The 16,363-nt window shown below is 74.6% G+C and carries 15 protein-coding genes and 3 tRNA genes; 7 read left to right on the forward strand and 11 right to left on the reverse strand.

Features of this window, described 5'->3' with window-relative positions:
- Window positions 1-7 precede the first annotated feature (7 nt).
- Complete coding sequence (locus U5640_RS05130) at window positions 8-1,180, forward strand: saccharopine dehydrogenase NADP-binding domain-containing protein (protein ID WP_340374603.1); 1,173 nt, start codon at window positions 8-10, stop codon at window positions 1,178-1,180.
- A gap of 222 nt (window positions 1,181-1,402) precedes the next feature.
- On the opposite strand, the gene U5640_RS05135 is transcribed toward U5640_RS05130, so the two are convergent.
- The 3 genes from U5640_RS05135 to U5640_RS05145 form a co-directional block, all read right to left on the reverse strand.
- The gene (locus tag U5640_RS05135) at window positions 1,403-1,549 is read right to left on the reverse strand and encodes a hypothetical protein (RefSeq protein WP_340374604.1); all 147 of its coding nucleotides are present in this window, start codon (window positions 1,547-1,549) and stop codon (window positions 1,403-1,405) included.
- 112 nt (window positions 1,550-1,661) lie between these two features.
- Window positions 1,662-2,357 carry an endonuclease V gene (locus U5640_RS05140; RefSeq protein ID WP_340374605.1) on the reverse strand — a complete coding sequence of 232 codons (696 nt, stop codon included), beginning with the start codon at window positions 2,355-2,357 and terminating at the stop codon, window positions 1,662-1,664.
- A gap of 65 nt (window positions 2,358-2,422) precedes the next feature.
- Complete coding sequence (locus tag U5640_RS05145; protein ID WP_340374606.1) at window positions 2,423-3,532, reverse strand: oxidoreductase; 1,110 nt, start codon at window positions 3,530-3,532, stop codon at window positions 2,423-2,425.
- A 232-nt stretch (window positions 3,533-3,764) separates the two neighbouring features.
- Here U5640_RS05145 and U5640_RS05150 point away from each other — a divergent pair, with 232 nt between their 5' ends.
- From U5640_RS05150 to U5640_RS05165, 4 genes are all read left to right on the forward strand, one after another.
- Entirely contained in the window at window positions 3,765-4,181 is a 417-nt protein-coding gene (locus tag U5640_RS05150; RefSeq protein WP_340374607.1) for an SsgA family sporulation/cell division regulator, read from the forward strand.
- 290 nt (window positions 4,182-4,471) lie between these two features.
- Entirely contained in the window at window positions 4,472-6,094 is a 1,623-nt protein-coding gene (locus U5640_RS05155) for an ATP-binding cassette domain-containing protein (protein ID WP_340374608.1), read from the forward strand.
- A 162-nt stretch (window positions 6,095-6,256) separates the two neighbouring features.
- On the forward strand, window positions 6,257-7,033 hold the full coding sequence (gene ddaH, locus U5640_RS05160) for a dimethylargininase (RefSeq protein ID WP_340374609.1): 777 nt from the start codon (window positions 6,257-6,259) through the stop codon (window positions 7,031-7,033).
- A 220-nt stretch (window positions 7,034-7,253) separates the two neighbouring features.
- Complete coding sequence (locus tag U5640_RS05165; protein ID WP_340374610.1) at window positions 7,254-8,228, forward strand: acyl-ACP desaturase; 975 nt, start codon at window positions 7,254-7,256, stop codon at window positions 8,226-8,228.
- A 209-nt stretch (window positions 8,229-8,437) separates the two neighbouring features.
- On the opposite strand, the gene U5640_RS05170 is transcribed toward U5640_RS05165, so the two are convergent.
- The 6 genes from U5640_RS05170 to U5640_RS05195 form a co-directional block, all read right to left on the reverse strand.
- Window positions 8,438-8,513 (reverse strand) — tRNA-Trp (locus U5640_RS05170).
- Between the two features lie 78 nt (window positions 8,514-8,591).
- Window positions 8,592-9,791 carry a ribonuclease inhibitor gene (locus U5640_RS05175; RefSeq protein ID WP_340374611.1) on the reverse strand — a complete coding sequence of 400 codons (1,200 nt, stop codon included), beginning with the start codon at window positions 9,789-9,791 and terminating at the stop codon, window positions 8,592-8,594.
- Window positions 9,788-11,149, reverse strand: coding sequence for an SDR family oxidoreductase (locus U5640_RS05180; protein ID WP_340374612.1), 1,362 nt, complete (start codon window positions 11,147-11,149; stop codon window positions 9,788-9,790). Before U5640_RS05180 ends, U5640_RS05175 begins: the two co-directional genes overlap by 4 nt.
- A 29-nt stretch (window positions 11,150-11,178) precedes the next feature.
- Window positions 11,179-11,250: transfer RNA gene (locus U5640_RS05185), tRNA-Asp, on the reverse strand.
- A gap of 7 nt (window positions 11,251-11,257) precedes the next feature.
- Window positions 11,258-11,329: transfer RNA gene (locus U5640_RS05190), tRNA-Gly, on the reverse strand.
- Between the two features lie 84 nt (window positions 11,330-11,413).
- Window positions 11,414-11,659, reverse strand: coding sequence for a WhiB family transcriptional regulator (locus U5640_RS05195; protein ID WP_340374613.1), 246 nt, complete (start codon window positions 11,657-11,659; stop codon window positions 11,414-11,416).
- Window positions 11,660-11,858: 199 nt separating this feature from the next.
- Between U5640_RS05195 and U5640_RS05200 the strand changes: the two genes are divergently transcribed.
- Window positions 11,859-12,650: a VOC family protein gene (locus tag U5640_RS05200; RefSeq protein ID WP_340374614.1), complete on the forward strand. Its 792-nt coding sequence runs from the start codon at window positions 11,859-11,861 to the stop codon at window positions 12,648-12,650.
- Between the two features lie 207 nt (window positions 12,651-12,857).
- Here U5640_RS05200 and U5640_RS05205 read toward each other — a convergent pair whose 3' ends face one another.
- Window positions 12,858-13,883, reverse strand: coding sequence for a LacI family DNA-binding transcriptional regulator (locus U5640_RS05205; RefSeq protein WP_340374615.1), 1,026 nt, complete (start codon window positions 13,881-13,883; stop codon window positions 12,858-12,860).
- A 77-nt stretch (window positions 13,884-13,960) separates the two neighbouring features.
- The gene (gene ligD / locus U5640_RS05210) at window positions 13,961-15,001 is read right to left on the reverse strand and encodes a non-homologous end-joining DNA ligase (RefSeq protein ID WP_340374616.1); all 1,041 of its coding nucleotides are present in this window, start codon (window positions 14,999-15,001) and stop codon (window positions 13,961-13,963) included.
- Window positions 15,002-15,257: 256 nt separating this feature from the next.
- Between ligD and U5640_RS05215 the strand changes: the two genes are divergently transcribed.
- Window positions 15,258-16,358, forward strand: coding sequence for an ATP-dependent DNA ligase (locus U5640_RS05215; protein WP_340374617.1), 1,101 nt, complete (start codon window positions 15,258-15,260; stop codon window positions 16,356-16,358).
- Window positions 16,359-16,363: the final 5 nt, after the last annotated feature.

Below are 16,363 nucleotides of genomic sequence, written 5' to 3' on the forward strand. Positions count from 1 at the left end.
GGGTGTCATGGGCAGGCTAAAAAGGACGGACCGTCCGTACGACGTCGTGCTCTTCGGCGCGACCGGATTCGTCGGGACGCTGACCGCCGAGTACCTCGCCGCCCACGCGCCCCCGGACCTGCGCTGGGCGATCGCCGGCCGCAGCCGCGAGAAGCTGGAGCGGCTGCGCGAGCGGCTCGGCGTACCGGCCGGGGTGCTCACCGCCGACGTCGCGGACCCGGCGTCGCTGCGCGCCCTCGCGGAGCACGCGCGCGTGGTGGCCACGACCGTCGGCCCCTACATGGAGTACGGCGAGGAACTGGTCGCCGCCTGCGCGGACACCGGCGCCGACTACCTGGACCTCAGCGGCGAGCCGGAGTTCCTGGACCTGATGTACGTCCGGCACGACGCCCGCGCGCGGGAGACGGGCGCACGGCTGGTGCACGCCGTCGGCTTCGACTCCGTCCCGCACGACCTCGGCGTGTACTTCACCGTCCGGCAGCTGCCCGAGGGCGTGCCACTGACCGTGGACGGCTTCGTGACGGCGAACGCCGCCTTCTCGGGCGGGACGTTCGCCTCGGCGCTGGGTCAGTTCGCGCGCCGGAGGCAGATGGCCTCGGCCGCGCGGGACCGGCGCCGGCACGAGCCGCGGCTGATGGGCCGGCGGGCCACCGCGCCCGCGGGCACCCCCCGGTTCGCCCCGGAGGTCGGCGCCTGGGCGCTGCCGCTGCCGACGGTGGACCGCCACATCGTGTGCCGGTCGGCGAAGGCGCTGGAACGGTACGGCCCCGACTTCCGCTACCGTCACTACGCGGCCGTACGGCGGCTGCCGGTCGCCGTGGGCGGGGTCGCGGCCGTCGGGACGGTCGTCGCGGCCGCCCGGTTGCCGCCCGCGCGGCGCTGGCTGTCGGGCCGGCTCAGGCCCGGGGAGGGGCCGAGCGAGGAGACCCGGGCCCGGAGCTGGTTCTCGGTCCGGTTCGTCGGCGAGGGCGGCGGCCGACGGGTGTTCACGGAGGTCTCGGGCGGCGACCCCGGCTACGACGAGACGGCGAAGATGTTCGCCGAGGGCGCGCTGGCGCTGGCCTGCGACGACCTGCCGCCGACGGCGGGACAGGTCACCACGGCGGTGGCGATGGGCGACGCGCTGACCGAGCGGCTGATCCGCGCGGGCATCCGCTTCCGGGTGGCGGCGAGCCGCTGAGCGGACCTGGGCGCCTGGCTCATCGGCGACGCCGCCCATCCCCTCGGACCGGTCGCCGGGGGAGCCGCGCCCTCCCCGGTGCCGTACGCCCCCATCGTCCGCGCCTCGTCCGCGCCACCGGGCACGAGGCGCCGCGGGGCCCGCGGGGCGGGATGCCGCTGTGCGGGGGCCAGGCGGCGGAGCGGGTCGACCGGGCCCCGCCCGGCACCGCGGCGCGCCGGCTCACCCCGGCCACTCGACGAGCGTGCAGGTCATGCCCACGATCCAGCCGAGGCCCGCGAGCACGGCGAGGATCAGGGCGGCGTTCACGGCGCGCTCGACGGGCCGGTCGGGGTCGGCGAGGGGCTTCGGGGCACGGTGCGTGGTCATGGCCCCAGCCTCGCGGCGGGCGGGCGGCGCCCGCATCCGTACGGATACTCAGACCGCGTACTCGGCCCCGGTACGCGGGCCGAGCACGCGGGCCGGGTGCCCCGGCGGTCCGTCAGGGGCCGCCCGTGGCCTCGCGCAGGGCCCGCCGGCACAGCGCGTCGGCCCTGCGGGTCGTCTCCGGCAGGCGGAACCGGGGCGTCAGGGCGAGGGTGTGGGCGCAGGCGTCCGCCAGGGTGGTGCGGTGGCCGACGGAGACGAAGACCGGCTTGACATCCCGTCGGGTGCGCAGGGCCCGGCCGACCTCCTCGGTGCCCGCGAGGAGCGGCGAGGAGGCTCCGCGCGGCGCGTCCGGGTCGTCGTACGTGAAGGTGAACGGGTTCTTCGCGACGCCGATCGTGGGCAGGCCGGTGAGGACGCCGAGGTGGCTCGCGAGGCCGAAGCGGCGCGGATGGGCGAGGCCGTAGCCGTCGCAGACGACCAGACCGGGCGGCACGGGCAGGGCGTCCAGGGCCGCCAGCAGGGTCGGGATCTCGCGGAAGGCGAGCAGACCGGGCACGTACGGGAAGGAGATCCGGCCGACGGCGGTGGCCTCTGCGACGACGTCGAGGTTCGCCGCGTCCAGCACGACGGCCGCGGCGGCGACGACGTCCCGTTCGTCGTCGTAGGCGACGTCCACCCCCGTCACCAGGCCGGTCCCGGCCGGCGGGCCCGGCTCGTCGAGCACCACCCGGACCCGCAGCTCGTCCTGGACGGCGCGGGCCTCCTCCTCGGTCGCGGGCCAGCCCGCGGGAATGTCTGCGGTCGTCATGGTGGTGACGAGCGTACGGCTCCCGCGCGCGGGCCCGCGATCGGATTCCCCGGGGCCCGGACCGGTCAGTTCTCCAGCCGTGCCGCCCGACCCTGTTCGCCCGCCGCCCAGCAGCCGCCGTCGGGGGCGCAGTCGACGGTGTCGTAGGAACCCGTGTCGAGGGTGCGCCAGGTGCGGCCGGCGTCGGTGGTCAGGTCGGTGCCGGTGGGGCCGACGGCGAGGGCGGCGGCGCGGCGGTGCGGGAGCCAGGCCACGCCGGAGCGGTAGGCGGGCGGCGGTCCGGCGGCGGGGCGCCAGCTGCGGCCGGCGTCGCCCGTGGTGGCGGCGGAGTCCGGGGAGGGCCGGCCGGCCCGGTAGTCACCGCCGACGGCGAGGCCGTGCGTCCGGTCGCGGAAGGCGAGCGCGAACACCCCGCGCGCGGGGTCGCCCGCCGGGACGGGCGTGTCGGCGGCGGTCCAGGTCAGTCCCCGGTCGGCGGAGTGCAGCACCCGCGCGCGCGCCGCGCCGCCGGTGGCCAGCCACACGTCCCTCGGCCCGGCGGAGACCAGGCACTGGCCGCCGGCCGCGAAGCCGGCCTCGCCGTCCAGGGCGGCCGGCATGCCGGTGTCCGGCAGCACCGTCCAGGAGCGGCCGCCGTCCGCGGTCGACAGGATGCGGAACCTGCCGTCCACCGGGTCGCTCACCGCCAGGCCGTGGCGGCGGTCGAAGAAGGTCATGCAGTCGTAGAACGCCCGGGCGTCGGTGTTGCGGAAGGACTCCCTCCAGGTCGCCCCGCCGTCGTCGGTGCGGTAGACCCGCGAGGCCTCGCCCTCGCCGATCGCCAGCACCACCGCGCGGCGCGCGTCGAACGCCTCGATGTCGCGGAACTGCAGGTCGGCGGCGCCGGGCGGCGAGACGTCCCGCCAGCCCGCCCCGCCGTTCGTCGTGCGCAGCACGGTGCCCTCGGTGCCGGACAGCCACGCGGTGTGCCGGTCGACCGCGGAGAGCCCGCGGAAGCGGACCGAGGGACTGCCGGTGTCCCTCGGCGCCCAGTGCGGACCGTCGTGCGCGCGGGCGGGCGCCGCGGGCAGCGTGGCCAGCGCCGCCGCGCAGACCGCCGCCGCGGCGGCCCACGCCCTTCTTCGCGCAGTTCTTACCGTCCTTACCGTGCGTCGCGTCTTCCCCAAGCGCCTCATGGCGCGGGAAGCTAGTCCACGGCCCCGATGGCGTCCAGAGGGCCTCGGCCGCCTCGGCCTCCCCGACCGCCGTGCCCGCAACGGCGGGAGAGGTGTGTCACTCCGGCGCATGAAGGCGGTGACCGAGGTCACTCGTCATCGGTGGGCACGGATCGGCCGAATCCAGCGTCTCTTCCTGTATCCGGTCCCCGTCCGGCCGGAAGTCCGTCCTCGTCAGCAAGGGAGCAAGGCGTTGTCCACCGTCATCGAGCAGCCCGTTGAGGCCCGCCTGGTCGCCGCCGCGCCTCGGATGCCGAGCATCCCCGCCATGCTGCACTACGACCGGAGCGATCCGTTCGCCGTCCGGATGACCTTCCCGGCCCCCGCGACCCTGGAGGGCGTCGAGGTCTGCTGGACGTTCGCCCGTGAGCTGCTGGCCGCGGGGCTGGAGCGGGCCGAGGGCCACGGCGACGTCCGCGTGCGCCCGTACGGGTACGACCGTACGGTGCTGGAGTTCCACGCCCCCGAGGGCACCGCCGTCGTGCACGTCCACTCGTCGGACATCCGCCGGTTCCTGAGCGCCAGCGGGGAGCTGGTGCCGGTCGGTCTGGAGCACCTCCAGCTCGATCTGGACCACGACCTGGCGCAGCTGATGCGGGACGCCTGCTGAACCGCGGGCGGCCGGTGTTAATCCTTTGACGGCGCCGCCGGCCCCTCCTATCGTCTGAAGCGGTCCTGTTGCCGCCGATTGGAGAAGGACGTTGCTCGTCTGAGGTCCTGAGACACCATGCCCCGCACCCGTGCGGGCGCTGCGTGCGACCTCGGCGTCTTCGAGCCGTCCTCGAGCGACAGGGCTTTCCTGTGCCCGCGCTCCCCCCACCCGCTCCCGCGGTGGTCGCCGCCCTCCGGTGTCTCGACACGCGTCTGCCCCTGACCGCACACGCACACCGCGAGGCCCCTTTGTCATCATCCATCACCTGCTCCTCCCTCTCCTTCTCCTGGCCCGACGGCACCGCCGTCCTCGACGGCCTCGACGCCTCCTTCGGCCCCGGCCGGACCGGGCTCGTGGGCGTCAACGGCACCGGCAAGTCGACCCTGCTGGGACTGGTCGCCGGGCTGCTCACCCCCACCGGGGGCACCGTGCGGGTCTCCGGCGAGGTCGGCCACCTCCCGCAGAACGTCACGCTCGACACCGCCCGGCGGGTCGACGACGTCCTCGGCATCGCCGTACAGCGGGCCGCCCTGCACGCCATCGAGGCCGGCGACGCCGCGGAGGAGCACTTCGAGGCCCTCGGCGACGACTGGGACGTGGAGGAACGCGCCCTGGCCACTCTCGGCGAGCTGGGCCTCGGCCACATCGGCCTGGACCGCACCGTCGGCGAGGTGTCCGGCGGCGAGTCCGTCCTGCTGCGGCTGGCCGCGCTGCTGCTGCGCCGCCCGGACGTCCTGCTGCTCGACGAACCCACCAACAACCTGGACCGGCACGCCCGTCGGCGGCTGTACGCGGCCGTGCAGTCGTGGCCGGGCATCCTGGTGGTGGTCAGCCACGACCGTGAACTGCTGGAGCTCGTCGACCAGATCGCCGATCTGCGCGCCGGGGAGATCACCTGGTACGGCGGCACCTTCTCCGCCTACGAGGAGGCGCTCGCCGGCGAGCAGGAGGCGGCCGAGCGCATGGTGCGCGTCGCGGAGGCCGATCTGCGCCGGCAGCAGCGCGAACTGGCCGACGCCCAGGTCAAGCTCGCCCGCCGCAAGCGCTACGGGCAGAAGATGTTCGAGCAGAAGCGCGAGCCGAAGATCGTCATGGGGGCGCGCAGGCGGGCGGCGCAGGAGTCCGCGGGCAAGCACCGCATCCTGCACGAGGAGCGCCTCACCGAGGCCAGGGAGCGCCTCGACGAGGCGGCGGAGGCGGTGCGCGACGACGACGAGATCCGGGTCGAGCTGCCGTTCACGGCCGTCCCGCCGGGGCGTGACGTCCTCACCCTGCGGGACCTGGAACTCGCCTACGGCGCGCGCGTGGCGGGCGGTCTCGATCTGCGCGGGCCGGAGCGCGTGGCGCTCGTCGGGCGCAACGGCGCGGGCAAGACGACCCTGCTGCGCACCGTCGCGGGGGAGCTGGCGCCGGTCGCGGGAGAGGCGCACGCGCACGTGCCGCTGCGCTTCCTGCCGCAGCGCCTGGACGTCCTCGACGACACGCTGACGGTCGCCGAGAACGTGGCGCGGTTCGCGCCGGGCGCCACGAACAACCGGATCCGGGCCCGGCTCGCCCGGTTCCTGTTCCGGGGCGCCCGCGCGGACCAGAACGCGGGCACCCTGTCCGGCGGGGAACGCTTCCGGGCGGCCCTGGCCGCGCTGATGCTCGCCGAGCCGGCCCCGCAGCTGCTGCTCCTGGACGAGCCGACGAACAACCTCGACATGGCGAGTGTGCGACAGCTCACCACGGCCCTGGAGTCCTACGAGGGCGCCCTCGTCGTCGCCAGTCACGACCTGCCGTTCCTGGAGTCGATCGGGATCACCCGCTGGCTGCTGCTGGACGGGGAGTTGCGCGAGAGCAGCCTGGAGGAGGTGACGGACCCGGCGTAGGCGGGGCCCTCCCGGCCGAGGGGCGGGCGGGAGCCAGGGGTTTTGTCCTGGTGGGCCCGCGCTGCATGATGGCGGACCGGCGCCGTGTCAGGGGCGCCGGTCGGACCGTCCGGCGCGACCCGCCGGCCCGGCCCGAGCCACCGCTGATTCGGAGACCCGTCCGTGCCCAGCAGGAAAGCCCTCGTCCGCCGCCCCGGCCCCCGTCTCGCCGAAGGGCTGGTGACCCACATCGAGCGCGAGAAGATCGATGCCGACCTCGCCCTCGACCAGTGGGAGGCGTACACGGAGACGCTGCGCGCGCACGGCTGGGAGACGATCGAGGTCGCCCCGGCCGACGACTGCCCCGACGCCGTGTTCGTCGAGGACAGCGTGGTCATGTACCGCAACGTGGCCCTGATCGCGCGCTCCGGCGCCGAGTCCCGGCGCCCGGAGACCGACGGGGTGGAGGAGGCCGTGGCCCGCCTCGGCTGCTCGGTGAACTGGATCTGGGAGCCGGGCACCCTGGACGGCGGCGACGTGCTGAAGGTCGGCGACACGATCTACGTCGGCCGCGGCGGGCGGACCAACGCCGCCGGGCTCCAGCAGGTGCGGGCGGCGTTCGAGCCGCTCGGGGCGCGGGTGGTCGCCGTACCGGTGAGCAAGGTGCTGCATCTGAAGTCGGCGGTCACCGCGCTGCCCGACGGCACGGTGATCGGGCACATCCCGCACGTGGACCGGCCCTCGCTGTTCCCGCGGTTCCTGTCGGTGCCCGAGGAGGCCGGCGCGCACGTGGTGCTCCTGGGCGGCCCGAAGGTGCTCATGTCGGCCGCCGCGCCCCGGTCCGCCGAGCTCTTCGCCGACCTCGGCCTCGAACCCGTCACCGTCGACATCGGCGAGTTCGAGAAGCTCGAAGGCTGTGTGACTTGCCTCTCGGTGCGGCTTCGGGAACTGTACGCCTGAGCGGGTGAGCGGATCACCCCTTCGGCCCTGGGACCTGCGGCTCCCGGAACTGCTCGGCACCCCGGGAAAACCCTTGGGGAGCCTGGCTGATCAGCAATCTTTACAGCGCCCTTAACCTACGGCTTCGTAACCTACGGTTTCGTAGCCTACGATCCCGTAGGTTCCGGCATTCGCTCGCCGGAGTGTTCCGCTCCGTTTTTCTGTCCCCCTGGAGTACCTCGTGACGATCACCTCCCCTCACCTCGGCAGCCCCGCCGTCTGGACCGACGCCAAGCTGCTGTACGCGCTCGAGGAAGTGGTCGAGACCGAGCTCAACCGGCATCTGAAGGTCGCCAAGGACTGGATGCCGCACGAGTACGTGCCGTGGAGCGACGGCCGTAACTTCCCCGGCTTCTTCGAGGACGGTGAGGCCTGGGACAAGGAGCAGTCCAAGGTCACCGAGATCGGCCGGATCGCGCTGGTGGTGAACCTCCTCACCGAGGACAACCTGCCCAGCTACCACCACGAGATCGCCTCCCTGTTCGGCCGCGACGGCGCCTGGGGCACCTGGGTGCACCGCTGGACCGCGGAGGAGGGCCGGCACGGCATCGTGATGCGCGACTACCTGCTCGCCTCGCGCGCGGTGGACCCGGACAAGCTGGAGCGGTTCCGGATGGAGCACATGAGCGAGGGCTTCGAGTCGGACAACCGCCACTCGATGCTGCACTCGGTCGCCTACGTCGCCTTCCAGGAGCTCGCGACCCGCATCTCGCACCGCAACACCGGCCACCAGTCCGGCGACCCGGTCTGCGACCGCATGCTGGCCCGGATCGCGACCGACGAGAACCTGCACATGGTCTTCTACCGCAACCTGCTGAAGGCCGCGTTCGAGCTGGCCCCCGACCTCACCATGCAGGCCGTGCGGGACGTCATCGTGAACTTCCGGATGCCCGGCCACGGCATGCCCGGCTTCGAGCGGTTCGCCGCGCAGATGGCCATCGGCGAGGTCTACAACCTGCGCATCCACCACGACGACGTCCTCCAGCCCGTGCTGCGCCACCTGAAGGTCATGGAGATCGACGGCCTCGGCGCCGACGGCCGCCAGGCCCAGGAGGAGCTGGGTCTGTTCCTCGGCGGCCTGGACTCGGAGGCGGCGAAGTTCGACGAGAAGCTGGCGGCGCGCAAGGCGCGCATGGCGGCGCGCGCCGGGGCCTGACGCCCGGGCTCGGGCCATCGAGGAGGGGCGCGCCGAAACAGCGGTGCGCCCTGTCGGGGGGTGTGCGGCATCATGCCGCCATGCTCGACGACACCACGCGCCCGGCGGTCGGCCTCCTGCCGGGCCTAGTCGTACTCCTCGTAGATCACGCCCTCGGCGGCCGTCGCGCAGCCGCATGCGCCGGACGCCGGTCCACGCACTGAGCAGGGGGCGGGGCGGCTGGATTCGAACCAGCGTGTTCCGGTTCTGGAGACCGGTGCGGCTGCCACTGCGCTACGGCCCCGCCCTTGTCGTGGAGTTTAAGCCTGGCCCGGAAGGGGCCGGGAAGCCGGGCCCACGCAGGGGACCCGCGGGGCGGGCCGGTCAGTCCTCGGGGAATCCCTCCGGTGCCGCCGGTGCCGTGCGGTGGACGCTGCGTACGGCGGTCACGTCCGGGGAGACCGACGGGGGCGGGACGTGGGCGCTGAGTGCCGCGAGGCGGCGTTTGACGCTGGTGGCGATGGACTGGCCGAGGACCAAACGGGTGGCCGTGGCGGCGCGGGGGGCGTGGTCGAGCAGACGGTGGGCCTCCGGGCTGCGCAGGCCGGTGTGGCGCAGGTACAGGTGGGCGAGGCGGTGTTCGCCGGCGGCCAGGGTCCGGCCGATGCGGTCGGCGGCCTCGAGGTCGAGCCGGTTGTCGGCCGCGCCGAGCACGGCGGCGGCGCGTACCCGGCCGAGGTCCAGCAGGGTCACCCCGGCGGCCGTGGCCGCCTCCACCAGTACGGCGGCGGCCCGGGGTCCGATGCCGTTGCTGGCGACGGACAGCCGGGTGAGCCGCCCGTACGGCGCCCGGGACAGCGCGTCGGCGAGCCGGAGGGCGCCGGGGTCACCGAGCCGGGCCGCGGACACGTACAGCTCGTCGACGGCCCCCGAGGCGATCACCGCGGCGAGCGCCTCGGCGCCCGGCGGGCCCAGCGGGTTGCCGCCGACGAACAGCCGCTCGATGCGCCGGCCGCCGTCGGCGGCGGCCAGGAGCGCGTCGGCGAGCCGGGCCGCGCCGGACGCGGTGAGGCCCGTCTGGACGAGGTCGAGGGTGCGCAGGGTCCGCGCGGACTCGATGAGTTCGGCGGCCGCCCGGCCCGCCCCGCCGCCGAGCGGGTTGCGCTTGAGCCAGACACCGGTGACGACCTGCGGAGAGGCGCGCAGCTGGTCGGCGATCCGGCAGGCGCCGCCGGCGGTGATGCCGTTGCACCCGAGGTAGAGCGTCTCGACCGGCGCCTCGGTGCCGGCCACGGCCGCGGCCCCGTCGTCGCCGAGGGCGTCGGTGCCCAGCAGCAGGTGCCGTACCGGCGACGGGCCGTCGCCCAGGGCCTCGGCGATCAGCGCCGCCCCCTCGGCGCCCAGCGCCTGCTTGCACAGGTCCAGACGCCCGTCCGGCAGCGCGGTCCCCGCCGTGAAGTCCAGCCGCTCCCCCGCCGGCCGCCCGGCGCGCAGCCAGTCGAGCAGCGGGGCGAGATCGGCGAGCGGCCGGGGCACGACCGGGGGCACTCCGGCGAAGCCGGCCGGCCGGTTCTCCTCGTTCACCACTCCGCCTCCCGGTAGTCCTTCAGGAACACGCCCGACACCGGGTCCCCGGCCTCGCCGCGCACGATCGGGTCGTACACCCGGGCCGCGCCGTCGACGATGTCGAGCGGGGTGCGAAAGCCGGCGTCCGCCATCCGGGCCTTCTTCGGCGCGGGGTTCTCGTCGGTGATCCAGCCGGTGTCGACGGCGCACATGTGGACGCCCCGGGCGGCGAGTTCGGCGGCGCTGGTGCGGGTGAGCATGTTCAGGGCGGCCTTGGCCATGTTGGTGTGCGGGTGCCCCGGCATCTTGTTGCGCACGGTGAACCGGCCCTCGACGGCGGTGACGTTGACGACGTACCGGCGCGGGTGCGGGGAGGCGAGCAGCAGCGGCAGCAGCCGGTCGCACAACAGGGCGGGGGCCACGGCGTTGACGAGCTGGGTCTCCAGGACCTCGGCCGCATCGAGCGCTCCGAGCGTCGCCGACCAGGAGTTCTCCGGGGAGGGGTCGGGCAGCAGACCGGCCTCGTCGGCCTCGCGCAGGGCCGCGGGCAGCGCGGCGGCCCCGCCCGGGAGCATGCGCATCGGCGTGAACCCGGGGGCCCTGCGCGCCCCTCGGGGCAGCGCGTCGACCTCGCCGGCCGCGAGCAGGGCGTACGCCTGCGGAGGGCGGCGCACGGTCTGGGCCGCGTTGTTGACGAGGATGTCGAGGGGCCGGCCCTCGGCGCGCAGGTCCTCGCACAGGCCCAGCACCTGGCGCGGGTCGCGCAGGTCGACGGCGAGCACGGTGAGCCGCTCCAGCCATCGGTCGCTGCCCGGCTCGGCCCGGAAGCGGCGCACGGTGTCGTGCGGGAACCGGGAGGTGACCTGGACCTCCGCGCCGTCGCGCAGCATCATCAGCGCCAGCTGGAAACCGATCTTCACCCGGCCGCCGGTCAGCAGGACGCGCCGCCCGCGCAGATCGGTGCGCAGGGCGCGGCGGGCGGTGTTGTCGGCGGCGCAGCCGGGGCAGAGCCGGTGGTAGAACGTGTCGACCTGTCGATACGGCGACTTGCAGACGTAGCAGGTGCGGGGCCGCAGGAACACGCCTCCCGCGCCGGTGTCGGCGCCGGTCAGGGGCGCGTCCTCGCGCCGGTCCGGGGCTCCGGTGGCGGTGGCGGCCATCGCGGCGGCGTCGGCGGCCGACAGCTCGGCGCCGCGGGCCTTGCGGCGGCGCAGCCGTCCGTCGCGCGTGAAGGACGCGGCGACCTGCTCGGCGCGCAGCCGTACGGGATCGTCGACGGGCAGCGCGCGCAGTCTGCCCACCAGCGCGTGGAAGGCGGCCAGTTCCGTCTCGGTGACCGGCGCGGTGACCGCCGCCCGTCCGCTCTCCTCGCCCATCCGTCCCCGCCCCCGTGCTCGCCCTACCGCGGTCCCGGCCGGATTCGAACCGGCGTCTCCACCTTGACAGGGTGGTGAGTCTGCCTCTGCTCTACAGGACCCTCCGCGCCCGGACGACCGGATTCGAACCGGCGTATCCGGCTGGGCAAGCCGGCGCGACTGCCTCTGCGCTACGTCCGGTGGCGCCCTCGGATCCTAACCGCACCCCCGCGACGCGGTCTCCGGATTTTCGCGGCGGCCCTGCCCGGCGCGCCCGGTGACGGGTCAGCAGGACGCGCGCCTGATCTGGAGGCGCTCCTTCTCGGACAGCCCGCCCCAGACACCGAAGCGCTCGTCGTTGGCCAGGGCGTACTCGAGGCAGGCCACGCGCATGTCGCACATGCCGCAGATGCGCTTGGCCTCGCGCACCGAGCTGCCGGGCTCCGGGAAGAAGAAGTCCGCCCCGGTCTGCGCGCACAGCGCCTGGCTCTGCCAGCCGAGGTCGGACGTGGGGATCGTGTCGGTATGCATGGCCAGGATCGTGCCGCGCGGCGAAAAACGTTCGATCAACGCCGGATATACGCGGCGGGCGCTGGCCTCCGGCCGCCCCGATGATGACGCCGTGAGGGGCCTCGGCGCACGGCGGCGCGCGGAACGCGCCCTGCGGTTGTCGGGGGGCGGTGCAAGACTCGGCAGTGCAGGCAACGGGACCCTTGTGAGGAGGGCGCAGATGCTCACCACGCGTTTCGTCGACGGCGCTCCGAACTGGATCGATCTCGGCACGCCCGACATCGACGGCGCCACCTCCTTCTACGGCGCCCTGTTCGGCTGGCGCTTCGAGTCCGCGGGTCCGGACGCCGGCGGTTACGGCTTCTTCCGGTCGGAGGGCAGAACCGTCGCGGGCGGGATGCAGACCACGCCCGCGCAGGGGCCCCCGTCCTGGACCGTGTATTTCCAGTCGTCGGACGTGGAGGCCACCGCCCGGGCCGCCGAAGAGGCCCACGGCCGGGTGCTCTTCGCTCCCATGGACGTGATGGGGCAGGGCACGATGGCGATCGTCGCCGACTCGGCGGGGGTGCCGTTCGGGCTCTGGGCGCCCGCGCGGAACAAGGGCGTGGACCTGGCCGGCGAGCCCGGTTCGCTGTGCTGGGTGGAGCTGTACACGCCGGACGTCGCGGCGGCGGCCGCCTTCTACTGCACGACGCTGGGTCTGGAGACCTCCGCGGTCCCCTTCCCCGGTGGCGTGTACACCAGTGTCAACCCCGCGGGCGCGGGCGAGGACGCCATGTTCGGCGGGTTCGTGACGCTGGCCGACGATCCGATCGAGGCGCGGGACGGGGCGTACTGGCTGCCCTACTTCGAGGTCACGGACGTGGACGCGGTGGCCGCCGAGGCGGAGTCGCGGGGCGGCCGGGTGCGGATGCCGGCGGCGGACGTCGAGGGCGTGGGCCGGATCGCCCGCCTGGCCGACCCCTACGGGGCACGCTTCGCGGTGATCAGAAGCGCGCAACGCGACGGCTGAGACAAGACCGGCCGACGGCCCCGCTCCAGCGGAGACACGGGGCACCCGGGAGCAGCCGACGCCCGCGTCGGACGCCGACGGCGGGGCTGCGGGGACCTGAGAAACCGGGGCGGTGGGCCGGCTCGGGCCGAGGCGCGAGGTGGCCACGTGCGGGCGGGCCGACGGCCGGGCGCAGGCCGAGGGGGTCGCCTGCGCGCGCGACCCGGTTCAGGCCGAGGCGCGGTGTACCAGGGTGGTCGGCAGGACCACGCCGGCCGGGGGCTCCTCGGGGGTGCGCGGGTCGAGGCGGCGCAGCAGGAGGCGGGCCATGATGCGGCCCATCTCCTCGATGTCCTGACGGACCGTCGTCAGCGGCGGGTCGGTGGCCTCGGCGACCGGCAGCATGTCGTCGAAGCCGACCACCGCCACGTCCTCGGGCACCCGCCGCCCCCGCTCGCGCAGCACCCGCAGCGCGCCGGAGGCGGTGAGGTCGTTCGCGGCGAACACCGCGTCCACGTCCGGGCGTCGGTCCAGGAGGGCGCGCATCGCGCGCTCGCCGCCGCCGGGCGTGAAGTCGCTCTCCACGACGAGCCGAGGATCGGCCTCGCCCATGACGTCCCGGTAGCCGTCGAGGCGGTCGGCCGCCGAGGTCTGGTCGAGCGGGCCGGTGAGGTGCGCGATCCGGGTGCGGCCGAGGCCGAGGAGATGGCGCACGGCCTCGCGGGCCCCGCCGCGGTTGTCGCTGTCGACGTACGCCACCCCGGCGTCGCCGTCGCTCCAGCCCGGGCGGCCGCCGAACACGGTGGGCAGACCGGCGCCGCGGATGAGGCCGGGGAGCGGGTCGTCGAGGTGGAGGGAGAACACCAGGGCGCCGTCGACATGGCCGCCGGCGAGATAGCGGGCGACCCGGGTGTGGTCGTCGCGGCCCTCGGTGAGCAGCAGGACGAGCTGGTTGTCCTGGGCGGTCAGCTCCTTGCTGATGCCGCGGAGCTGGAGCGCGAAGAACGGGTCGGCGAAGACCCGGGTCTCGGGTTCGGCGATGACGACGGCCACGGCGCCGTGCCGTCTGGTCACCAGGGAGCGGGCCGCCTGGTTGGGCACGTACCCGAGTTCCTCCACGGCCCGCCGGACCCGCTCCACCAGGGGTTCCCGGACCCCGTCCCCGCCGTTGACGACCCTCGACACGGTGGCCCTGGACACCCCGGCGCGCGCGGCCACGGCCTCCAGGGTGGGACGCTGCGCGGTCTCGGTCACGTCGGGGCTCCTCCTCGGACCTCAATGGGTGCGGATCAGGATAGCTCCGCGAGGTGGCCGGTGAGAGCGCTCTCGGATCAGGGGGCCGTCGGCCCGGGCGGCGGGGCGTCCTCGCCGCGGGCCCGGCTCGGCTGGACCCGCTTCGGCTCGCCCGGCATCTTCGGGTACTCCGGGGGGTACGGGAGGTCGCCGAGGCCGTGGTCGTGCTCGTCGCGGCGGGCGAGTTCCAGGAGGGGCTCCAGGGAGAAGGCGTGCTCGTCCATGTCGGCGTGGACGTCGCCGACAGCGGCGAAACGGGCCGGCATCGTCGCGAGGTCGAAGTCGCGGGGGTGCGCCTCGCCGACCTCCTCCCAGCGCAGGGGCGCCGAGACGGGGGCGTGCGGGCGGGGCCGTACGGAGTAGGCGGAGGCGATGGTGCGGTCCCGGGCGGTCTGGTTGTAGTCGAGGAAGATGCGCTCGCCGCGCTCCTCCTTCCACCACTTGATCGTCACCCGGTCCGGCATCCGCCGCTCCATCTCCCGGCCGACGGCGATGGCGGCGCGCCGCACCTGGGTGAAGGTCCACTCCGGCCGGATCGGCACGAAGACGTGCAGGCCCCGGCCGCCGGAGGTCTTGGGCCAGCCCCGCAGGCCGCCGAACTCGTCGAGCACGGCGCGTAGTTCGTGGGCGGCTCGGACGGCGTCGTCGAAGTCGGTGCCGGGCTGCGGGTCGAGGTCGATGCGCAGTTCGTCGGGGCGGTCCACGTCGTCGCGGCGGACGGGCCAGGGGTGGAAGGTGAGCGTGCCGTACTGGGCGGCCCACAGCACGGCCGCCTCCTCGGTGGGGCACATCTCGTCGGCGCTGCGCCCGCTGGGGAAGGTGATGTGGGCGGTGGGGATCCAGTCGGGCATGTTCTTCGGGGCCCGCTTCTGGAAGAAGGACTCGCCGGTCACGCCGTCGGGGTAGCGCTCCAGGGTGGTGGGGCGGTTGCGCAGGGCACGCAGGACGCCGGGCGCGACGGCCTGGTAGTAGCGGGCGAGGTCCAGCTTGGTGAAGCCGCGCTCCGGGAAGAAGACCTTGTCGGGACTGGACAGCCGTACGGTCCGGCCGCCCGCTTCCAGTTCCACCGCATCAGCCATGCGAGCCACGGTAGGCGCACCCCCCATGACGCGCATACCGGGCGATCCGCCCGCCGCGTTCGCCGTTTTCGCCGTGGGGGACGGTCGACCGCCGCCGTTTCCGCCGTGGGGGACGGTCGCCCGGCCGGAGCGTCGGCTACGGCCGGGCGAGGGACGAGGGCGCAGCTTCGATGGCCCTCGCCCCCTCTTCGGAGCCGTCGCCCGCGCGGATGGGTGCGGCGTGCGGGTGTCCTGGGCGGCTCGTAGAGTCGAAGCCATGGATCTTCCGGTGATGCCGCCCGTGAAGCCGATGCTCGCCAAGTCGGTGGCGGCGATCCCGGCGGGGATGCAGTACGAGGCCAAGTGGGACGGGTTCCGGGCGATCGTGTTCCGCGACGGCACCGAGGTCGAGCTGGGCAGCCGTACCGGGAAGCCGCTGACCAGGTACTTTCCCGAGCTGGTGGAGGCGCTGAAGGAGCGGCTGCCCGAGCGGTGCGTGCTGGACGGGGAGATCGTCGTCGCGCGGGAGGGGCGGCTGGACTTCGACGCGCTCACCGAGCGCATCCACCCGGCCGAGTCGAGGGTGCGCACGCTGGCGGAGCGGACACCGGCCTCGTTCGTGGCGTTCGACCTGCTGGCGCTGGCCGACACGGCGCTGCTCGACGTACCGCTGAGCGAGCGGCGGGAGCTGCTGACCAGGGCGCTGGCGGGGGTGACGCCGCCGGTGCACGTGGCGCCCGCGACGACCGACGTCGAGGTGGCCCGGCGATGGTTCGAGCAGTACGAGGGCGCGGGCCTCGACGGGGTGATCGCCAAACCGCTGACCCTGCTCTACCGGCAGGACGAGCGGGCCATGTTCAAGGTGAAGCACGAGCGCACCGCCGACGTGGTGGTCGCCGGCTACCGCCTGCACAAGAGCGGGCCGGTCGTCGGGTCGCTGCTGCTGGGCCTGTACGACGACGGGGGCGCCCTCCAGCACGTGGGCGTGTCCGCCGCCTTCCCCATGAAGCGCCGGGCCGAACTGATCGAGGAGCTGGAGCCGTTGCGGATGGCGGACGTCACCGGGCACCCGTGGGCGGCCTGGGCTCAGGAGGCGGCCCATGAGACGGCGCGGCTGCCGGGGGCGCCGAGCCGCTGGTCGGGCAAGAAGGACCTGTCCTGGGTGCCGCTGCGGCCGGAGCGGGTGGCCGAGGTGGCGTACGACCACATGGAGAACGGGGCGCGCTTCCGGCACACGGCCCGCTTCCGCCGCTGGCGCCCGGACCGCACCCCGGAGAGCTGCACGTACGGCCAGCTGGAGGAGCCGGTGCGCTACGACCTCGCGGAGATCCTCGGGACGCCCCCGCAGCCTCCGAAGGCGCCCCCGCCGGCCCGCTGACGCAC

It is taken from the genome of Streptomyces sp. SS7, assembly GCF_037993025.1.
In the GTDB taxonomy this organism is placed as follows: domain Bacteria; phylum Actinomycetota; class Actinomycetes; order Streptomycetales; family Streptomycetaceae; genus Streptomyces.